The following is an 18885-nucleotide window of genomic DNA, read 5'->3' on the forward strand; positions in this document are numbered from 1 at the left end:
GAGAACTCGTATGGCAACAACGACAGCTCCAGCCGCAAAGCAGCTCACATTACTTGGCTTTTTCGCCATTACTGCATCGATGGTGATGGCCGTTTATGAATATCCAACATTTGCGACATCTGGCTTTAGTTTAGTATTTTTCCTGCTATTGGGAGGATTATTGTGGTTTATTCCTGTCGCCTTGTGTGCCGCAGAAATGGCAACCGTGGAAGGTTGGGAGGAAGGTGGTGTATTTGCGTGGGTTTCCAATACATTAGGCGAACGCTGGGGATTTGCCGCCATTTCATTTGGTTATTTACAAATAGCAATTGGCTTTATTCCTATGCTGTATTTCGTCTTAGGGGCACTGTCTTATATTTTAAATTGGCCAGAACTTAATACAGACCCTATCACTAAAACGATTGGGGCACTTGTTATTCTCTGGGTATTGGCTTTCACTCAATTTGGTGGAACCAAATACACGGCAACCATTGCCAAAGTCGGTTTCTTCGCCGGTATTTTGCTCCCAGCTCTAATTTTAGTCTTTTTAGCAATCAGCTATTTAGTTAGCGGCTCACCATTAGCGATAGAAATTAGTACTGAAACTTTTATTCCTGATTTCACCAAAATTGGCACACTCGTGGTATTTGTTGCCTTTATTTTGAGTTATATGGGTGTTGAGGCATCCGCAACCCACGTCAATGAGATGAAAAACCCCGGCCGAGATTACCCCGCTGCGATGTTTTTACTCATGATAGCAGCAATTTGTTTAAGCTCAATTGGTGGGTTGTCGGTGGCAGCGGTGATCCCAAACAGTGAGATTAATTTATCTGCTGGCGTAGTACAGACATTCAATGTGCTTGTCACACACTTTAATTCCTCCCTTGAATGGGCCGTAAGAATTATTGCTGCATTATTATTGCTTGGTGTGCTGGCTGAGATTGCTTCTTGGATTGTGGGGCCATCCCGCGGCATGTATGTCGCGGCACAAAAAGGCATTCTGCCGCAAAGCTTTGCCAAAGTGAATAAAAATGGCGTGCCGGTAACACTGGTAATTTCCCAATTACTGATCACGACAGTCGCAATTATTGTCCTCACCAATACTGGGGGCGGTGGTAATATGTCATTCCTTATTGCGCTCGCCTTAACCGTGGTTATCTATTTATGTAGCTATTTCATGCTATTTCTGGGTTACATGCATTTAGTGTGCAAACAACCAGAGAAAAAGCGTGCATTTAATATTCCTGGAGGAAAAGGCGTTAAAATTATTGTCGCATTAGCTGGCTTCATTATTTCTATCTTAGCCTTTATTGTTTCATTCTTCCCACCGAGTTCTTTACCTGGGGGGGCGAGTGATAACACCTATGTGACATTACTTGCGGTTAGCTTTGTGATTATCTTCTTACTCCCCTTTGTGGTTTATACCTTCCATAGCAAACAAGGTAAGAAAACGAATGTCGCCATGGTGCATATCAAAACGCACAATGCGCCAGCTAACCATTTCTTTATTCACCCTCGAGCCCGCTCTGCATATCACTTGGTTCATCATGATAAACCAGATGATGGCTCATCCAATTCGTAATAACCTGTAAAAATAATGAGGGCTACCATTTGGTAGCCCTCATATTATTCAAGTACTTTAAAAATCAACAAACTAACCCGTATTACGCATACCTGCAGCAACCCCTGCAATCGTTACCATCAAGGCTTGCTCGACACGTGGGTCTGGGTGCTCTTGTTGGCGGGAACGGTGTAGAAGCTCGGCTTGTAAGACGTTTAATGGGTCGGTATAGACATTACGTAACGCGATGGATTCAGCTATCCAAGGTAAATCCGCCATTAGCGCTTCGTCTTTCGAAACCGCCAATACGCTTTTAATATCCTCAGACAACTGGTCACGTAATTTTTGCCCTAATGGCCATAAGCGCTCTTCCACTAATCGGTGGTCATAATATTCCGCCAGCCATAAGTCTGCTTTTGCATAAACCATTTCTAACATCGCAATACGTGTATTAAAGAATGGCCACTGCTGCCACATTTCATCAAGAACAGCTTGTTTGCCTTCTTTCTCAATGACATGTTTCAGCGCTGCGCCAGCGCCTAACCATGCAGGAAGCATTAAACGGTTCTGCGTCCATGCAAAGATCCATGGAATAGCACGCAACGTTTCCACGCCACCCGTTGGGCGGCGTTTTGCAGGGCGTGACCCAAGCGGTAACTTACCTAACTCTAGTTCAGGCGTCGCAGCGCGGAAATAAGGAACAAAATCTGGTTGCTCACGCACATAATCACGGTACATCGCGCAAGACACATCAGATAGTGAATCCATCACAGACTTCCACTCATCTTTTGGCTCTGGAGGTGGTAAAAGATTCGCTTCTAATATCGCACTGGCGTATAAGGCAAGGCTGCTAATTGTGACTTGCGGCAAGCCGAATTTAAAGCGGATCATCTCGCCTTGTTCTGTTACCCGCAACCCACCTTTTAAGCTACCTGGTGGTTGAGAAAGTAATGCGGAATGTGCAGGTGCACCACCACGGCCAATGGTGCCGCCGCGCCCATGGAATAATGTCAGTGTGACACCTTCTTTTTCGCACAGCTTAATAAGTGCATCTTGTGCGCGATATTGCGCCCATGACGCCGCCATTACCCCTGCATCTTTAGCCGAATCGGAGTAACCAATCATCACCATTTGGCGATCGTCAATAAGGTCACGATACCACTCAATGCTTAACAGCTTGGTCATCACACTTTCAGCGTTGTTTAAATCTTCCAGTGTTTCGAATAGTGGCGCTACTGGCAAGCGGACTGACGCCCCATTCTCTTTCAGCAACAATTTAACCGCCAACACGTCTGACGGAACTTTCGCCATTGAAATAACGTAAGCTGCGATAGAATCATTTTTGGCTTTCGCAATCACACGGCAAGTTTCAAATACTTCCTGTGTTTCTGCACTTGGCTGCCAGTCTTGAGGGATCAGTGGGCGTAACGATTGTAGCTCTGCCAGCAAAAATTGTTGTTTTTCCTCTTCTGACCACTGCGAGTAATCACCCAGTCCTAAATACTGAGTTAGCTCTGCAATGGCTTCAGTGTGACGAGTGCTTTCTTGGCGCACATCAATACGTACCAATTGCAAACCAAAGCTACGAATACGGCGCAATGTGTCAAGCAATTGCCCATTCGCAATGATTTTCATATTGCAGGCAATTAATGATTGATAACATGCATATAACGGGTCCCATAACTGGGCGTTGTCTACCAATAAGTCTGCTGGTGGTAAAACTTGCTCGCCTTTAACACGGCGCTCTAAATACTCTAATGTCGAGAATAATTGGCTACGTAAATTTTTCGCAATTTGGCGATAAGGCTCATCAACGTCATCTCCCCCTGCTAGCGCACGCAGCTCTGGGGTTGCTTCTGTCATTGAAAGCTCTGAAACCAACACTTGGATATCTTTGAGGAATAAGTCCGCCGCTTTCCAGCGGCTCAGTAATAGCACCTGACGAGTCACATCCGCAGTCACGTTCGGGTTACCGTCTCGGTCCCCCCCCATCCATGAAGTAAAGCGGATTGGGTTTGCTTCAACGGGTAACACCGCGCCGATTGAGTCTTCCAACTGTTCATTAAATTCACGTAAGAAAGCGGGAACCCCTTCCCACAATGAATTTTCAACAACGGCAAATCCCCATTTTGCTTCATCAATGGGCGTTGGTCGAATTTTACGAATTTCATCGGTATGCCATGATTGTGCCACTAATTGGCGTAAGCGGCGCATGATATTATTACGTTCATAATCTGCAATATCATCATGGTCGAGTTGTGATAAGCAGTTGTTTACCTCAACCAATTTATGGATCAATGTACGGCGAGCAATTTCCGTTGGGTGAGCCGTTAAAACCAGCTCAATTGAAAGCTGTTCAACCGCTTTTTGGATATCACCATCAGTGAAGTTTTTGCCTTTTAATCGGCTAAACAGATTTTTCAATGCCACAGGGTTACTTGCCGCTTCACCGTGAGGCGAAATGCTGTGATATTGCTCAGCAACGTTTGTCAGGTTTAAGAATTGGTTAAATGCCCTTGCAACGGGTAGCAATTCATCATTAGAAAGATTTTGTAATGTCATCAGCAATTTTTGGCGCTGAACTTCATTACCTGCACGAGAAGATTTGGAAAGCTTACGAATGGACTCAACTTTGTCGAGTATGTCCTCACCTAAGGCTTCCTTGATGGTATCGCCGAGTAGCTTACCCAGCATACTGACATTACTGCGCATTGCGGAATATTGCTGATTCATGAGACTCCTGACCTTGTGCTTCTGGCAGAATGCTTTCCCGCACGATTCACGGTTAACAGACTGCACCCAGTTTCCTGTAACAAAATTTCAGCCGGCTGCGTTAGAGTTGTCGTTTTGTGATGCAGGCCGCTAAATTTACCCTTCAGTGTATATTCATATCAGAAAAAAATGACTTTGGGGGATTTTTCTGAAATTTAATTACAGCCTTATTTTTATTAATTTTTCTTATTTAAGTATTGTTTCAGCGCAATATATCGTCGATTCAGCACTTTTAAGACATGAATAATGTTTAAGAATTAAATCATCAGAATAAAAAACAGAAAATGAAGGGGTAAATTAAAAATATTCATAATGCATCGGCGCCCTCAATACTACCAAGAACACCAATACACCTGAAAAATGATTATAAAAGTTGAGAGAGCCGGTTGAGATCCGACTGAATAGCGCCAGCGGTCACATCGCGCCCGGCTCCTGGGCCTCGGATCACTAATGGGTTGTCTCGATACCAACGGCTCTCGATAGCAAACACATTGTCACCCGGTAATAATGAGGCCAGCGGATGTTCCGGTTTCACGGCTTCCACACCGACTTTCGCTTTGCCTTTTACTGCATCAAACCGTGCCACATAGCGTAGCACTAACCCTAGTTCTTGCGCCGCTTCTAAACGTTGCTGCATCTGCTCATTAATAATGGCGCTATTTTCAAAGAACTCATCGAGTGAACCCGTCTGAGCCTGTTTCGGTACTAAAGATTCCACTCTCACATCATCGGGTTCGATGTCATAACCCGCTTCACGGGCTAAAATAATTAATTTTCGCATGACATCTTGCCCTGATAGGTCAATGCGAGGGTCCGGTTCAGTTAACCCTTGTTGCCACGCTTGCTCTACTAGCTCACTAAATGGGATAGAACCGTCAAACTGTAAAAATAGCCATGATAGTGTTCCGGAAAAAATACCACTGATAGCCAGAATCGAATCACCACTTTCTTTTAAGTCCCGTACCGTATAGTTAATCGGTAACCCTGCTCCTACTGTTGCGTTGTATAGCCAGTGACGACCTGTTTTCGAAAACGCATCGCGAATTTGACGATATTGTGCCGTTTGCGCTGCCCCCGCAATTTTATTTGCACTGATCACATGAAAACCATAACTCGCAAAATCCACATAGTTATCTGCCAGTGTCTCACTTGCGGTGACATCTAATACCACTAAATCATCATAAGGATGGGAACGCATCCATAAAAATAGGTTATCGTCCTCATGCTCTACGGCTTCGTCATCAAAGAAAGCCAGCGCACGGCTTGGGTCAATCCCTTGGTAATTCAGTAAGCTACGGCGGCTATCTACCACACCGGCTAAGACAAAATCAAAGTCACTACGTGCCGAAATTTTGTGTTGCTCCGCAGCAAAAAGCTCTAACCAACGCGCACCAATGTTCCCTTTACCAAATAACACTAATCCAATGCGTTTTTCTGCACGGAATAAGCTCTGGTGCATCCCTTGAATTAAGTGCTCGGTTTGGTTAGAACGCAAAACAGCGACTAAACTGATGGCATCCTCTGAATGCCAAATAAATTCAACAGGCTGCCCTTTTAATTCCTCATAAAAACGGTGGCTATGTAATGGCTTTTTACACACACCTGCACCGACTAACGCAACCAAAGAAAAACCTTCACGTAATGATAATGACCCCAGCAACCCGGCTTCTTCAAGGGTATTTAAGGCACTTTCGACAATTTCAGAGGTATAACATAATTGCAGCAAAGAACGGTCATGATGAATACCACGAGCCAAAGGACGCAATTGAGCACGCTTAAGTAATAAATCCACATCTTTGCAGATTTGTTTAAAATCACGGCCGGCAGCGATACGCAATTCAATTAAGCACACATCATCATGGCTAGTCACGATTTTTGCCCCTGCTCCTGACGCGAGTACCCGTTCAATTTTTGTTGAGCCCTGCTCCGGTTGGTAGCTACACCTTAATTGCAAATCAATATTGCTCACGGAAACGGGTTGTAAAGTGCGTGTATGTAAAACAGGAGCTGCTAAGCGCGCCAATTCACTGGCTTCATCTAGGCGCAATAAGGGCAATAAACAGGCATCTTTCACTTTACGAGGGTCCGCGCTATATACTCCAGCGACATCACTCCAAATCGTTACTTTTCCCACATCTGCTAACGCACCGACTTGTGTTGCAGAATAGTCACTCCCATTACGCCCAAGCAGTACCGTCTCACCTTGCTGATTACGCGAAATAAAGCCTGTCACGACAATACGTCGGTTCGGTAACTGAGTTAACTGTTGTTGCAATAAATAACGCGATTGTGTTTCATCGACCTGCGGTTGTGCCGCTCGCTCAGCGCGTAAAAATAAACGCGCATCTAACCAAGCACTCGTCATACCCGCCAGAGCAAGCACCTCAGCCATAAGGCGTGCGGACCAAATTTCACCGTGCCCTACCACTTCTGCATAAGTCGCATCATTTGTCGGTTTATCCAACAACGCGCTTAAACGCTCTAAATCGTGAATAAATAATTGGCTTAATTCTACGGCTTTTTGTTCCGGTAAAAGAGATTCAATTAAATCAAGTTGATAGCGGCGTAACGACTGTTGAGCTTGATGAGCCGAAATACGATCACTTTGGCTTAATTTTAACCAGTTGATCAACTGATTAGTTGTACTACCCGCGGCAGAAACCACCATTAAATCACCAGGTTGACTATAGTTCGTCATAATTGCTGCAACGCGTTGATAGCACTTCGCATCGGCTAAACTACTGCCCCCAAATTTATGTAACTGACGGTGACAAGGAGCCACCTCAACCGCTGTTAGTACACTCATCAAAAACTCCGCTAACGTTGTCCCGCAACCTGAAATGCGTGATCTAAGTCTGTGATTAAATCCTGAGGATCTTCAATCCCCACTGAAATTCTTAGTAAGCTATCGGTAATCCCCGCTTGCGCACGAGCTTCTGCTGACATACCTGCATGCGTCATTGTCGCAGTATGGGAAATCAATGTTTCCACCCCACCCAATGACTCCGCCAATGTAAACAGGCTAAGTGAGCGAAGAAAATGGCGAAGTTGTGACTCATCACCTGCAAATTCAAAACTCAACATGGCGCCAAAACCTTTTTGTTGTTTCAGTGCTATTTCGTGCCCAGGATGATCTTCCAATGCAGGATAATACAATTTTTTCACTAAAGGCTGCGATTTAAGATATTTTACGATCTCTTGTGCATTTTGCTGTTGCTGTAACACACGTGGGGATAGAGTTCGGATGCCTCTTAATAATAAGTAGCTATCAAAAGCGCCCCCAGTGACACCTATATTATTCGCCCACCACGCTAATTCTATTGCCCATTTTTCCTCTTTGGTAATCACTACACCAGCCACAATATCTGAATGACCATTAAGGTATTTTGTACATGAATGCACAACAAAGTCAGCCCCTAATGACAGTGGTTGCTGGAGGATAGGGCTTAAAAATGTATTGTCGACAACCACTAACGCACCAACATCATGCGCTAATTGAGCAATATGCTGTATATCAAAAATTCTTAATAATGGGTTACTGGGTGTTTCAATTAAGACTAATTTAGGTTTTTTAGCGAGCGCAGCTCGTAATGCAGATTCATCACTTTGATCAACAAATTGCACTTGGTAAGCCCCACGCTGACTTTGGCTATTAAATAACCGATAACTTCCGCCATAACAATCATGAGGTGCAACTAATAGATCACCGGGCTGTAAAAAAACAGTACAGAGTAAATGAAGCGCTGACATCCCACTGTTGGTCATTACTGCGCCGCTTCCCCCCTCAAGTTGTGCCAATGTTTTTTGCACAATATCCCGACCTGGATTTCCACGGCGTGAGTAGTCATGTGCGCGGGGCTCATTAAAATCAGTGAAGTTATAGGTGCTGGACAAATAAATGGGAGGCACAACACAACCAAATTGTTGGTCATCGTTTAATCCATTATGAATTGCGATGGTTGACGGTTTGTAAGTCATAAACGCTTCTCCTGAACAGTGATAGGCCAAATCATACCCATCGGATGTTTAGACGTCAACATATCTAGACGTCTAAACCTCTTTACGTTTATATCAAGTAATGGAATAATCAGCCTTAATAATTATGTGTAAATTGATAGTCAATCGCATAAGTGGGTTTAACTCGTTAATTTTAGACAGTATTTTGTGTTAAAATAAGTGAAGCCTCATCGAACATATATGCAGATATTCTCGATTTAGAGCTTAGAATAAGTTCCTATTAAAAAGAATATGCATATTATTTTTAATTATTACTGAAAATATCCAAGGTAACCCATGGCTGAATGGAATGGTGAGTATGTCAGTCCGTATGCTGAACATGGCAAAAAGAGTGAGCAAGTAAAGAAAATTACAGTATCGATTCCTTTGAAGGTACTAAAAATTTTAACTGATGAGCGTACTCGCCGTCAGATCAATAACTTACGTCATGCCACTAACAGTGAATTACTGTGTGAAGCATTTTTGCATGCATTCACAGGCCAACCACTGCCAAATGATGAAGACTTGCGTAAAGAACGTAATGACGAGATCCCTGAAGCCGCAAAAGAAATTATGCGCGAATTAGGTATCGACCCTGAAACGTGGGAATATTAATCCCAATTAGTCGTCATTACGTACCTCAAAGTTTTAACTACGTCGCAAGCCTTGCGACGTAGTGTCTTTCCTTATGTTTTATTCAATGTTGCTTTGAATTCTTGCCAATCCATTCGTAAATATTGTTATATTTCGGCCCCATAACCGGAAATATGAATAAATTAATTCCACAGTTGCGGGAACAGGTAACACAACCCTCCAATTCATAACATTTTCTTATATTTAGTACTGAGAAATCACTCTTTTACTGTGAAAAATGGCCGCTTATTCTGTTTATCGAAAAATGGAAAATTTACCTTAAGTTCATTATTTGTTTAGATCTATAATAGATGCTGATATTTAATTAACTATATGAATGGTAATAAATAATGAAAAAAATAATTGCAGTTTCCCTACTCAGCCTTGTATCTAGCGTGGCTATGGCATCTGGCAGCGGTTTTTATGTTTCTGGTAAATTAGGTACATCTATTCTTAAATTATCAGACCAAAAATGGGAAGAATCAGATGTAGGTTTTTATGAAAGCTATAACGGCGGCAGTAAAACCAAAGCAGTATTGGGGGGTGGTATTGCATTAGGCTATGACTTATATGATGTGACATCTCTTCCGTTACGTGCTGAATTCGATATTGCACTAAGAGGTAAAGCCTCATCTAAACATAATCTTTTCTATGAAAATAATAGTTTCTTTACCGCTTCAGATGACAGCAAAAACGATATCACATTAAATACCTTTATGGTTAATGCTTATTATGACTTCAAAAACGAAACCAATTTCACCCCTTACGTATCCGTTGGATTAGGTTTAGCAAGTATTAAACATAAATCTACTTATTCATACGAAGAAAAAAGCCATCATTCTATGTACTATGGCTATGATTCATTTTCTAAATCTAAAACAAAAAGCAACTTTGCTTGGAGTTTAGGTATTGGCTCCCAGTATGCCATCAATGATAATTTATCATTAGATTTAAGCTACCGCTTTTTAGATGCAGGTAAGTCATCACTTAGCTATACGGAAGATAACGAAGTATATAAATCAAAAGTGAAAGTCAGAACCAATGATGTGATGTTCGGTGTCGTTTATCGCTTCTAATTTCTTCATTTAGACATAAAAACGCTTATTTTGGGCATTAAAAAAGGGAAACTCAGTTTCCCTTTTTTTCGCATTTCACAAGTTCGATTATTTTTTAGAACCTGGGATGCTGAAACGTTGGTTGAAGCGATCAACACGACCACCAGTCGCAACATCACGCTGTTTACCAGTATAGAACGGGTGGCAGTTACCACAAACGTCCAGGTTCAGCGAGTGACCAGCAGTTGAATTAATTTTCATTACATTACCGCAAGAACAAGTTGCAGTAACTTCTTCGTATTTAGGGTGAATACCTTTTTTCATGGGAGAACCTCTATTAAGGCCGTGTCGCCATTCCAGCCCTAACGCCGGACACCACACGTCGTGTTGATTGAATTTAATATATTGGTAAAAATAAATACCAAAGGCGGCGGATCATACAGAAATTCTGTTTATCGCGCAATGAAAACCGAGTAAATTTTGTGGTACTCTAGTCAACAATCGCTCGTATTATCGCATAAAAAATAGACGGAAACCCAGATATGATCGTCGTTCAGGTGGCTTTACCTGTCCCATTAAACCGCACATTTGATTATCGCCTTCCTGATAACATGCCACTGCCAGTGATTGGCAGCCGTGTTATGGTGCCGTTTGGCAAGCGCCAAGCCCTAGGTATTGTGGTAAAACACAGCGATAAAAGCGAGTTTGCTGAAGATAAATTAAAAGCTATCGAACTGGTTCTCGACCATCAAACACTCTTCCCTGATGATATTTGGCAGCTCTTACTGTGGTCTTCCCAATACTACCACTACCCAATTGGCGAAGTACTATTCCACGCATTACCCACATTGTTGCGCCAAGGTAAACCCGCTGAATTTACCCCGATTTGGCAATGGCAAGTGACAGATGAAGGCTTAGCCGTTGACCTTAATGAGCTCAAACGCTCCCCAAAACAGCAGCAGGCCCTCGCACTTTTACGTCGTAGAGCCGTTTATCGCCATCAAGTGAATGAGCTTGAAATCAGTGAAAGTGCTCTGCAAGCACTGAAAAAGAAAGCTTATATTGAGTTACATCCCGTTCAACCGACGAGCAAAAAGTGGCAACCAAACTTTACAGTTTGTGGTGAAAGGTTGCGGCTTAATAGCGAGCAAGCTACCGCTGTCGGTGCTATACGTGCTGAAGATGACCAATTTTCACCATGGTTGCTCGCAGGGATAACAGGGTCTGGTAAGACTGAAGTCTATTTGAGTGTTCTGGAGAATGTCCTTTCTCAAGGTAAACAAGCTTTAGTACTGGTGCCTGAAATTGGTTTGACCCCACAAACTATTAGCCGTTTTCGTGAGCGCTTCAATGCGCCTGTTGATGTGTTGCACTCTGGGCTGAACGATAGCGAACGTTTAGCCGTATGGCTACGCACGAAGCAAGGGCAAAACGCCATTATTATTGGCACTCGCTCAGCACTGTTCACGCCTTTTGCCCGCCTTGGCATTATTATTATTGATGAAGAGCATGACAGCTCATACAAACAACAAGATGGTTGGCGTTATCATGCACGTGATTTAGCCGTTTTCCGTGCGAAAAAGAACAATATCCCCATTGTGATGGGCACTGCAACGCCATCGTTAGAAACCTTATTTAATGTACAACAACATAAGTATCGGCAATTAAATCTCACTATTCGTGCTGGTAATGCACGCCCTGCGACTCAACATCTTATTGACTTAAAAGGCCAACCGCTAAAATTTGGCCTTTCTCACTTATTAATTCAACATATTAAAGAACATCTTGCACAAAACAATCAGGTGATTTTGTTTTTAAATCGTCGTGGTTATTCGCCAGCGTTAATTTGCCATGAATGCGGCTGGATTGCTGAGTGCCAGCGCTGTGACCACTATTACACCTTACATCAAAATTTCCATCAATTACGCTGCCACCATTGTGATAGCCAACGCCCAGTTCCTCACCAATGCCCACAATGTGGTTCAACGCATTTAGTGCCTGTTGGAATGGGAACTGAGCAACTTGAGGAAGGTATTTGTGAACTATTCCCTGACACCCCTGTTACCCGTATTGACCGTGATACCACAAGCCGTAAAGGGGAACTGGAACAACATTTAAATCAAGTACATGAGGGAGGAGCTAGAATTCTAATAGGCACACAGATGTTAGCCAAGGGCCACCATTTCCCTGATGTCACCTTAGTCGCCTTATTAGATGTTGACGGAGCTTTATTCTCGAGTGATTTTCGTGCAGCCGAACGGTTTGCTCAATTATACGTGCAAGTTTCTGGCCGAGCAGGACGAGCTGGTAAACAAGGTGAAGTGTTCTTACAGACCCACCATCCCGAACACCCGCTGCTACTCACACTACTTGAAGAAGGTTACAACGCATTTACCCAAGAAGCGATGGAAGAGCGCCGAATCGCCATGCTACCGCCTTACACCAGCCATATATTGTTCCGTTCAGAAGATCACAATAACCAGGACTCGCGTCAATTTCTGCAAAATGTACGGCAATATATAACTCAACACCCACAAAGCGATGCAAAAATGTGGATTTTAGGCCCCTCACCGTCGATTCAAGCTAAACGTGGAGGCCGATTCCGCTGGCAATTGCTATTGCAACACCCTTCGCGACTTTATTTACAGCAGTTTATGGCGAAACTATTGCCAGAAATTCTTCAACACCCAGAAAGTCGCAAAGTAAAGTGGAATATTGATGTGGATCCAACTGATTGTTAACGCATGAACAATGCTAAAGGATTCATTTTATCTAACCATTTAACTTTATAGGCCATACCAATATTGTCTTTGCAGCATATTGATAACTTTGAATTATTTACCCTATAATGCTAAACAACCAAATTGGGTGTTTTATATACACATTGAGTTTCATTTATCTTTTTACCCTTAGAATTATTTTCAAAATTTGCGAAGCAGCTCTAAAAAATGACGCAAGTCACACTTTTTATGCAAACTAGGTAACAGATATTATTGAGAAACCAATTAGAATAACCACTAATAATGACGTACTTGCGCTATTCAAAAAAAGCAAACGATTAAATCAATCTAAGGAAGGCGTTGTGGAAAGTAAAAAACACAATCACACGGCAACAATGAAAGATGTTGCCAGTGCCGCGGGCGTTTCGACAGCGACGGTGTCAAGAACACTCATGAACCCGGAAAAAGTTTCTTTGCAAACACGCCAAAAAGTCGAACAAGCGGTGATGGATGTTGGTTATTATCCTCATAACCTTGCTAGAAGCTATAAGCGCAATGAATCAAAAACCATTCTTGTACTTGTTCCCAATATCCGCGATCCGTTCTTTAGTGATGTCGTCTGTGGGATTGAAGAAATCGCTGCTCAAGAAGGCTATTTTGTTTTGATTGGAGACTGTAAACACCAAGAAAAACAAGAAAATGCTTTTATTAATCTTATTATTACCAAACAAATTGATGGCATGGTCTTACTGGGCTCCAATATTCCGTTCGATATCTCAACGGAAGAGCAGAAAAACCTTCCTCCGATAGTGATGGCGAATGAATTTGCGCCTGAGCTAAAACTACCGACTGTGCATATCGATAACCTCACTGCCGCGTTTAATGCGACACATTACCTGCAAAAACAAGGCCATAAACTGATTGCTTGTATTGCAGGCCCTAACCATATGCCTTTAAGTCAATACCGTTTAGAAGGGTATAAAAAAGCCATGTTGCGCACAGGCGAAAAACTGCGTGAAAATTATATTATCCGTGGCGATTTTACCCATGAAGGTGGGGCTGAAGCTGTGAAAACATTGATGTCACTTCCTGAACCACCTACGGCTATCTTTTGTCACAGTGATATCATGGCTATTGGCGCGATGTGGCAAGCGAAAAAAATGGGCTTGAAGCTCCCTGATGACCTTTCTTTTGTTGGTTTTGATAACTTAGAGCAATCAAAATATACCTTGCCAGCCCTAACAACCATTAATCAACCTCGTGCTGAAATTGGTCATCATGCGATGCAATTACTGCTTGAGCAAATCCATGGACACAATGTAAACCCGGGTTCACGTCTCCTAGATTCTGATTTAATCATCAGAGAGAGCACAAAAGCGCCTAAAAGCTAGTCAAAGTTGCTCGGGTTAAGTAACATGTTAAGCCAAATGATGACGAACAATTGATAACTAGTGAATTAATAGCGTGGCACAAAAAGATTATGTAGCTCGGGGGCGCTCATCCGCCCGTAAAAAAAGCAAAGGTAAATCAAAGAAAGCACAAGGACTACCAATGACAACATTGGTTGTTGCTGTGACAATTGTCGTGCTATTTGTTGGCGGCCTGTTTTATATCACTCAAAATAAAAAGGATACACCGCCCCCCCAAGTTGTCACACCAACAACACCGGGAAGTACGCTTCCACCAAAGCCTGAAGAACGTTGGCGCTATATTAAAGAGCTCGAACGTCGTGGTGTGGATATGCCAAATATTCAACAACCGAGTACTGGCAATAATATTGTGCGCCCATCAGATTTAACACCTGAACAGCGCCAGCTATTAGAGCAAATTGATTCTGACAGACGCCAGCCTGTCACTAACTTGCAAGAAATCCCTGCAAACGGTAAACCCGTACCGCGCTCCCAAGTGCTCATCAATGAGCCGGCTCAACCTATCGAGCCAGTACAACGTAAACCGGTGGCCAATATCCCGCCAAAACTTGAGGCTCAACCAACCGCGCCCGCAGCTCAACCACAAACGGCACCAAGCACTAAACCGACAAACAGTTTACAAAATATGGTTGTTCAATGCGGTTCATTCCGTACAGCAGAACAAGCCGAGTCTGTGCAAGCTACTTTGGCATTTTCAGGTATTGAAAGCCGCGTAAGCGCAGGTGGAGGTTGGCACCGTATCGTTTTAGGGCCTTATTCCAAATCCACCGCCGAAAAAATGCGTGACCGCGCAGCAGGTGCAGGTGTTTCCGGTTGTATTCTTCGTGCTTCTGGGGGTTGAAAAATTCCTCCTCCCCCCCCATGTACTGTTTTAATGTACTCATGAGCGGTACTTTGTGGCTTCAACCTAGTTCAAGTGATAGTTAATTAGACAACTATCACTTGAATTTACTCTTTTGAAAATCACATACAACCGCATTCTTTTTTTTTGTAATAAACCAGGGGCTAACTCATGACAACAATCGTAAGTGTTCGCCGTAATGGCCAGGTCGTAATTGGTGGTGATGGACAGGCGACGATGGGTAATACCGTCATGAAAGGCAATGTCCGCAAAGTTCGCCGGTTATACAACGACAAAGTCATTGCCGGATTTGCCGGTGGCACCGCAGACGCATTCACATTATTTGAACTGTTTGAGCGCAAACTCGAACTGCACCAAGGCCATTTAACAAAAGCGGCCGTTGAACTCGCTAAAGATTGGCGTACCGACCGCATGCTTCGCAAGTTAGAGGCCTTGTTAGCTGTCGCCGATGAACACACTTCACTGATCATTACGGGTAATGGTGATGTGGTTCAACCGGAAAATGACTTAATTGCTATTGGCTCCGGTGGCCCATATGCGCAATCAGCCGCACGTGCTTTGTTAGAAAATACAGACTTAAGCGCCAAAGAAATCGCTGAAAAAGCGCTCGCTATTGCAGGTGATATCTGTATTTACACCAACCATAATGTCAACTTTGAAGAAATTTCTTCAAAATCATAAGGATTGCTAGTATGTCCGAAATGACTCCACGCGAAATTGTCAGCGAACTCGACAATCATATTATTGGCCAAAATAAAGCCAAACGTTCTGTTGCGATTGCTCTGCGTAACCGCTGGCGCCGTATGCAGTTAAATGAAGTGTTACGTCACGAAGTCACACCAAAAAATATTTTGATGATTGGGCCAACAGGGGTGGGTAAAACTGAAATTGCTCGCCGCCTGGCGAAATTAGCCAATGCGCCATTTATCAAAGTCGAAGCGACTAAATTTACTGAAGTCGGTTATGTCGGAAAAGAAGTTGACTCGATTATTCGCGATTTAACTGACTCCGCCGTTAAAATGGTGCGTTTACAGTCTATTGAAAAAAACCGCTATCGTGCCGAAGAAATGGCTGAAGAACGTATTTTGGACGTTCTTATTCCACCCGCAAAAAATAATTGGGGGCAGTCTGAACCAACGGATGAGCATTCTCCAGCTCGCCAAGCATTCCGTAAAAAATTACGTGAAGGCCAATTAGACGATAAAGAAATTGAAATTGAAGTCTCTGCATCTCCTATGGGTGTTGAAATTATGGCACCTCCGGGCATGGAAGAGATGACTAACCAGTTACAGTCTATGTTCCAAAACTTAGCAGGCCAAAAGCAGAAGCCACGTAAGATGAAAATCAAAGAGGCATTCAAACTGCTAGTTGAAGAAGAAGCAGCTAAATTAGTCAACCCTGAAGAGCTAAAAGAACAAGCCATTGAAGCCGTTGAACAAAATGGTATTGTCTTCATCGATGAATTCGACAAAATTTGTAAACGTGGCGGCCAAAGCTCAGGGCCAGATGTCTCTCGAGAAGGGGTTCAACGCGATTTACTGCCATTAATCGAAGGCTGTACCATTTCGACTAAACACGGCATGGTCAAAACCGACCATATCCTGTTTATCGCTTCAGGTGCGTTCCAAGTTTCGAGCCCATCAGACTTGATCCCTGAACTCCAAGGCCGCTTACCCATTCGTGTTGAATTACAAGCGCTGACAACTGAAGATTTTGTGCGTATTTTGACTGAACCAAATGCCTCATTAACTGAACAGTATAAAGCGCTGATGGCAACAGAAGGCGTGAATATTGAATTCACAACTGACGGTATTCGTAAAATTGCGGAGTCCGCATGGCAAGTCAATGAATCAACCGAAAACATTGGAGCTCGTCGCTTGCACACAGTGCTTGAGCGTTTAATGGAAGATATTTCTTTCGATGCCAGTGACCGTAACGGGCAAACTATCCAAATCGATGCAGATTATGTCAAACAGCACTTAGATGAGCTGGTGGCGGATGAAGACCTGAGTAGATTTATTTTATAATCTTATTAATTATCTGGTTTTCATGTATCCTTAATATACATCGACTAAAGTGCAGCTTTTATCGCTGCACTTTTTTCTATGAAATATTCTGCCCATTACATTGAAAATACTCAGGTATCTCTCTATATGATGGGTTATTAAATTATTAAGAACACATCTCTAAAGAGTTTGAATTATAGGTAACTGCATGCAGTCGACATCCACAACAATAAGTCGTAAACAAGCTTGGATTGAAAGTCTCCGCCCTAAAACCCTACCATTAGGGGTGATTGCGATTGTGACAGGCTCTGCACTCGCTTATTTAACTAATAATTTTAAATGGCCCGTCGCTTTATTAGCACTGATCACGGCAGGTTTATTACAGATTTTATCTAACCTTGCGAATGACTATGGTGACGCAGTCAAAGGCTCTGATACCGCTGAACGTATTGGTCCATTACGTGGTATGCAAAAAGGTGTTATCACGCAAGCGGACATGAAAAAAGCGCTCAAAATAAATATTACAGCAGCCTGCCTTTCTGGCTTACTGTTAATTATTGTTGCGTGTGAAAAACCAGAAGATGCCATTGGTTTCGTCGCACTAGGCCTTATTGCCATCGTTGCTGCTATCACCTATACCGTCGGTAAAAAACCGTATGGGTACCTAGGATTAGGGGATATTTCTGTCTTAATTTTCTTTGGCTGGCTAAGTGTTATTGGGACTTACTATTTACAAGCTAATAGTTTTAATATCATCACTATCCTACCCGCAACTGCTTGTGGGTTGCTCTCTGTCGCAGTACTGAATATCAATAATATGCGTGATATCGAAAATGATATTAAAGCAGGTAAAAATACCTTAGCGGTACGTTTAGGCCCCCAAGGAGCTCGGATTTATCACACCATTATTATTGTTGCGGCAATTTTATGTTTGGCATTTTTTAACCTAATTTACTTGCACGGGTGGAGTGGTTGGTTATTTTTATTAGCCGTACCGATGCTGATGAACCATTTACGCCGCGTTCTGAGTGACCCTACCCCAGAAGGCATGCGTCCTTTACTCGAAAATATGGTGAAAGCCGCACTCGTAACCAACGTTTTATTCTCCATTGGCGTTGTGATGAGTAAATAACAGTCACTATTTGTCGTTTTTTTGACTTTTTCCGCCTATTTTTAGGCGGGTAACTTTGCCAAGTACTGTTGAAAAGGGATATACTGGCTACCTCTTGCAGCAAAAAAGACCTAACTCCTATGAAATATGATACTTCCGAACTCTGCGATATTTACCAAGAAAGCGTTAATGTGGTAGAACCCCTTTTCTCCAACTTTGGTGGACGTACTTCATTTGGCGGTCAAATCATTACGGTTAAGTGCTTTGAAGATAACGGCCTACTGTATGATTTGCTGGAAGAAGACGGTACTGGGCGTATTCTCCTGGTTGATGGTGGCGGCTCTGTCCGTAAGGCACTCATTGATGCTGAAATTGCCAGACTCGCCGTTGATAACCACTGGGAAGGCATTGTGGTTTATGGTGCCGTCCGTCAGGTAGATGCACTAATGGAGCTTGATCTCGGTATTCAAGCTATTGCGGCGATGCCTGCAGGTTGCCCAGATGAAGGCATCGGTGAAAGTGATATCCGCGTTAATTTCGGCGGCGTCACCTTCTTCTCTGGTGATTACCTTTATGCCGATAACACTGGCATTATTCTTTCTGAAGAACCATTAATCCCGTCTGAGAACAACGATTTTATCGAAGATGACAATATCGACGCATAATCCATACCCTATTCAATAAATAAGGGCCGCTATCATAGTGGCCCTTATTTTTATCTCAATAATTCGAGTTGTAGGTCGCTTGCAACTTAATGAAA

The 18885-nt window shown here is 43.0% G+C and carries 14 protein-coding genes; 10 read left to right on the plus strand and 4 right to left on the minus strand.

The window, feature by feature from the left end; translation table 11 throughout:
* The first annotated feature begins 10 nt into the window (after positions 1 to 10).
* Positions 11 to 1561: a glutamate:gamma-aminobutyrate antiporter gene (gene gadC, locus PSE60_RS20185; RefSeq protein WP_272666567.1), complete on the plus strand. Its 1551-nt coding sequence runs from the start codon at positions 11 to 13 to the stop codon at positions 1559 to 1561.
* 72 nt (positions 1562 to 1633) lie between these two features.
* Here the strand turns inward: gadC and ppc are convergent, their stop codons facing one another.
* From ppc to metB, 3 genes are all read right to left on the minus strand, one after another.
* A complete protein-coding gene (gene ppc, locus PSE60_RS20190) occupies positions 1634 to 4273 on the minus strand; it encodes a phosphoenolpyruvate carboxylase (protein WP_109912971.1) in 2640 nt (879 codons plus the stop codon).
* A 403-nt stretch (positions 4274 to 4676) separates the two neighbouring features.
* Positions 4677 to 7118 carry a bifunctional aspartate kinase/homoserine dehydrogenase II gene (locus PSE60_RS20195; protein ID WP_272666568.1) on the minus strand — a complete coding sequence of 814 codons (2442 nt, stop codon included), beginning with the start codon at positions 7116 to 7118 and terminating at the stop codon, positions 4677 to 4679.
* An 11-nt stretch (positions 7119 to 7129) separates the two neighbouring features.
* Positions 7130 to 8290 (minus strand): cystathionine gamma-synthase, encoded by a 1161-nt coding sequence (gene metB, locus PSE60_RS20200; protein ID WP_272666569.1) that lies wholly within the window; start codon positions 8288 to 8290, stop codon positions 7130 to 7132.
* A gap of 315 nt (positions 8291 to 8605) precedes the next feature.
* Here metB and metJ point away from each other — a divergent pair, with 315 nt between their 5' ends.
* Together metJ and PSE60_RS20210 are read left to right on the plus strand one after the other, a co-directional pair.
* Positions 8606 to 8923 carry a met regulon transcriptional regulator MetJ gene (gene metJ, locus PSE60_RS20205; protein WP_004265315.1) on the plus strand — a complete coding sequence of 106 codons (318 nt, stop codon included), beginning with the start codon at positions 8606 to 8608 and terminating at the stop codon, positions 8921 to 8923.
* Positions 8924 to 9291: 368 nt separating this feature from the next.
* Entirely contained in the window at positions 9292 to 10017 is a 726-nt protein-coding gene (locus tag PSE60_RS20210; RefSeq protein ID WP_272666570.1) for an outer membrane protein, read from the plus strand.
* Positions 10018 to 10104: 87 nt separating this feature from the next.
* Here PSE60_RS20210 and rpmE read toward each other — a convergent pair whose 3' ends face one another.
* Entirely contained in the window at positions 10105 to 10320 is a 216-nt protein-coding gene (rpmE, locus tag PSE60_RS20215) for a 50S ribosomal protein L31 (protein WP_004265313.1), read from the minus strand.
* A 218-nt stretch (positions 10321 to 10538) separates the two neighbouring features.
* Between rpmE and priA the strand changes: the two genes are divergently transcribed.
* The 7 genes from priA (at position 10539) to rraA (ending at position 18790) form a co-directional block, all read left to right on the plus strand.
* Positions 10539 to 12737 (plus strand): primosomal protein N', encoded by a 2199-nt coding sequence (priA, locus tag PSE60_RS20220; RefSeq protein WP_272666571.1) that lies wholly within the window; start codon positions 10539 to 10541, stop codon positions 12735 to 12737.
* 341 nt (positions 12738 to 13078) lie between these two features.
* The gene (gene cytR / locus PSE60_RS20225) at positions 13079 to 14107 is read left to right on the plus strand and encodes a DNA-binding transcriptional regulator CytR (RefSeq protein ID WP_102140413.1); all 1029 of its coding nucleotides are present in this window, start codon (positions 13079 to 13081) and stop codon (positions 14105 to 14107) included.
* 73 nt (positions 14108 to 14180) lie between these two features.
* Positions 14181 to 14987 carry a cell division protein FtsN gene (gene ftsN, locus PSE60_RS20230; protein ID WP_272666572.1) on the plus strand — a complete coding sequence of 269 codons (807 nt, stop codon included), beginning with the start codon at positions 14181 to 14183 and terminating at the stop codon, positions 14985 to 14987.
* Positions 14988 to 15158: 171 nt separating this feature from the next.
* Positions 15159 to 15689 carry an ATP-dependent protease subunit HslV gene (hslV, locus tag PSE60_RS20235; RefSeq protein ID WP_004265304.1) on the plus strand — a complete coding sequence of 177 codons (531 nt, stop codon included), beginning with the start codon at positions 15159 to 15161 and terminating at the stop codon, positions 15687 to 15689.
* Between the two features lie 11 nt (positions 15690 to 15700).
* Positions 15701 to 17035, plus strand: a complete 1335-nt coding sequence (gene hslU / locus PSE60_RS20240; RefSeq protein WP_272666573.1) for an HslU--HslV peptidase ATPase subunit — start codon at positions 15701 to 15703, stop codon at positions 17033 to 17035.
* Positions 17036 to 17222: 187 nt separating this feature from the next.
* Positions 17223 to 18146: a 1,4-dihydroxy-2-naphthoate polyprenyltransferase gene (locus tag PSE60_RS20245; RefSeq protein ID WP_272666574.1), complete on the plus strand. Its 924-nt coding sequence runs from the start codon at positions 17223 to 17225 to the stop codon at positions 18144 to 18146.
* A gap of 119 nt (positions 18147 to 18265) precedes the next feature.
* The gene (gene rraA / locus PSE60_RS20250) at positions 18266 to 18790 is read left to right on the plus strand and encodes a ribonuclease E activity regulator RraA (RefSeq protein WP_272666575.1); all 525 of its coding nucleotides are present in this window, start codon (positions 18266 to 18268) and stop codon (positions 18788 to 18790) included.
* Positions 18791 to 18885: the final 95 nt, after the last annotated feature.

The sequence above is a fragment of the Providencia sp. PROV174 genome (genome assembly GCF_028480685.1).
In the GTDB taxonomy this organism is placed as follows: Bacteria; Pseudomonadota; Gammaproteobacteria; order Enterobacterales; family Enterobacteriaceae; genus Providencia; species Providencia rettgeri.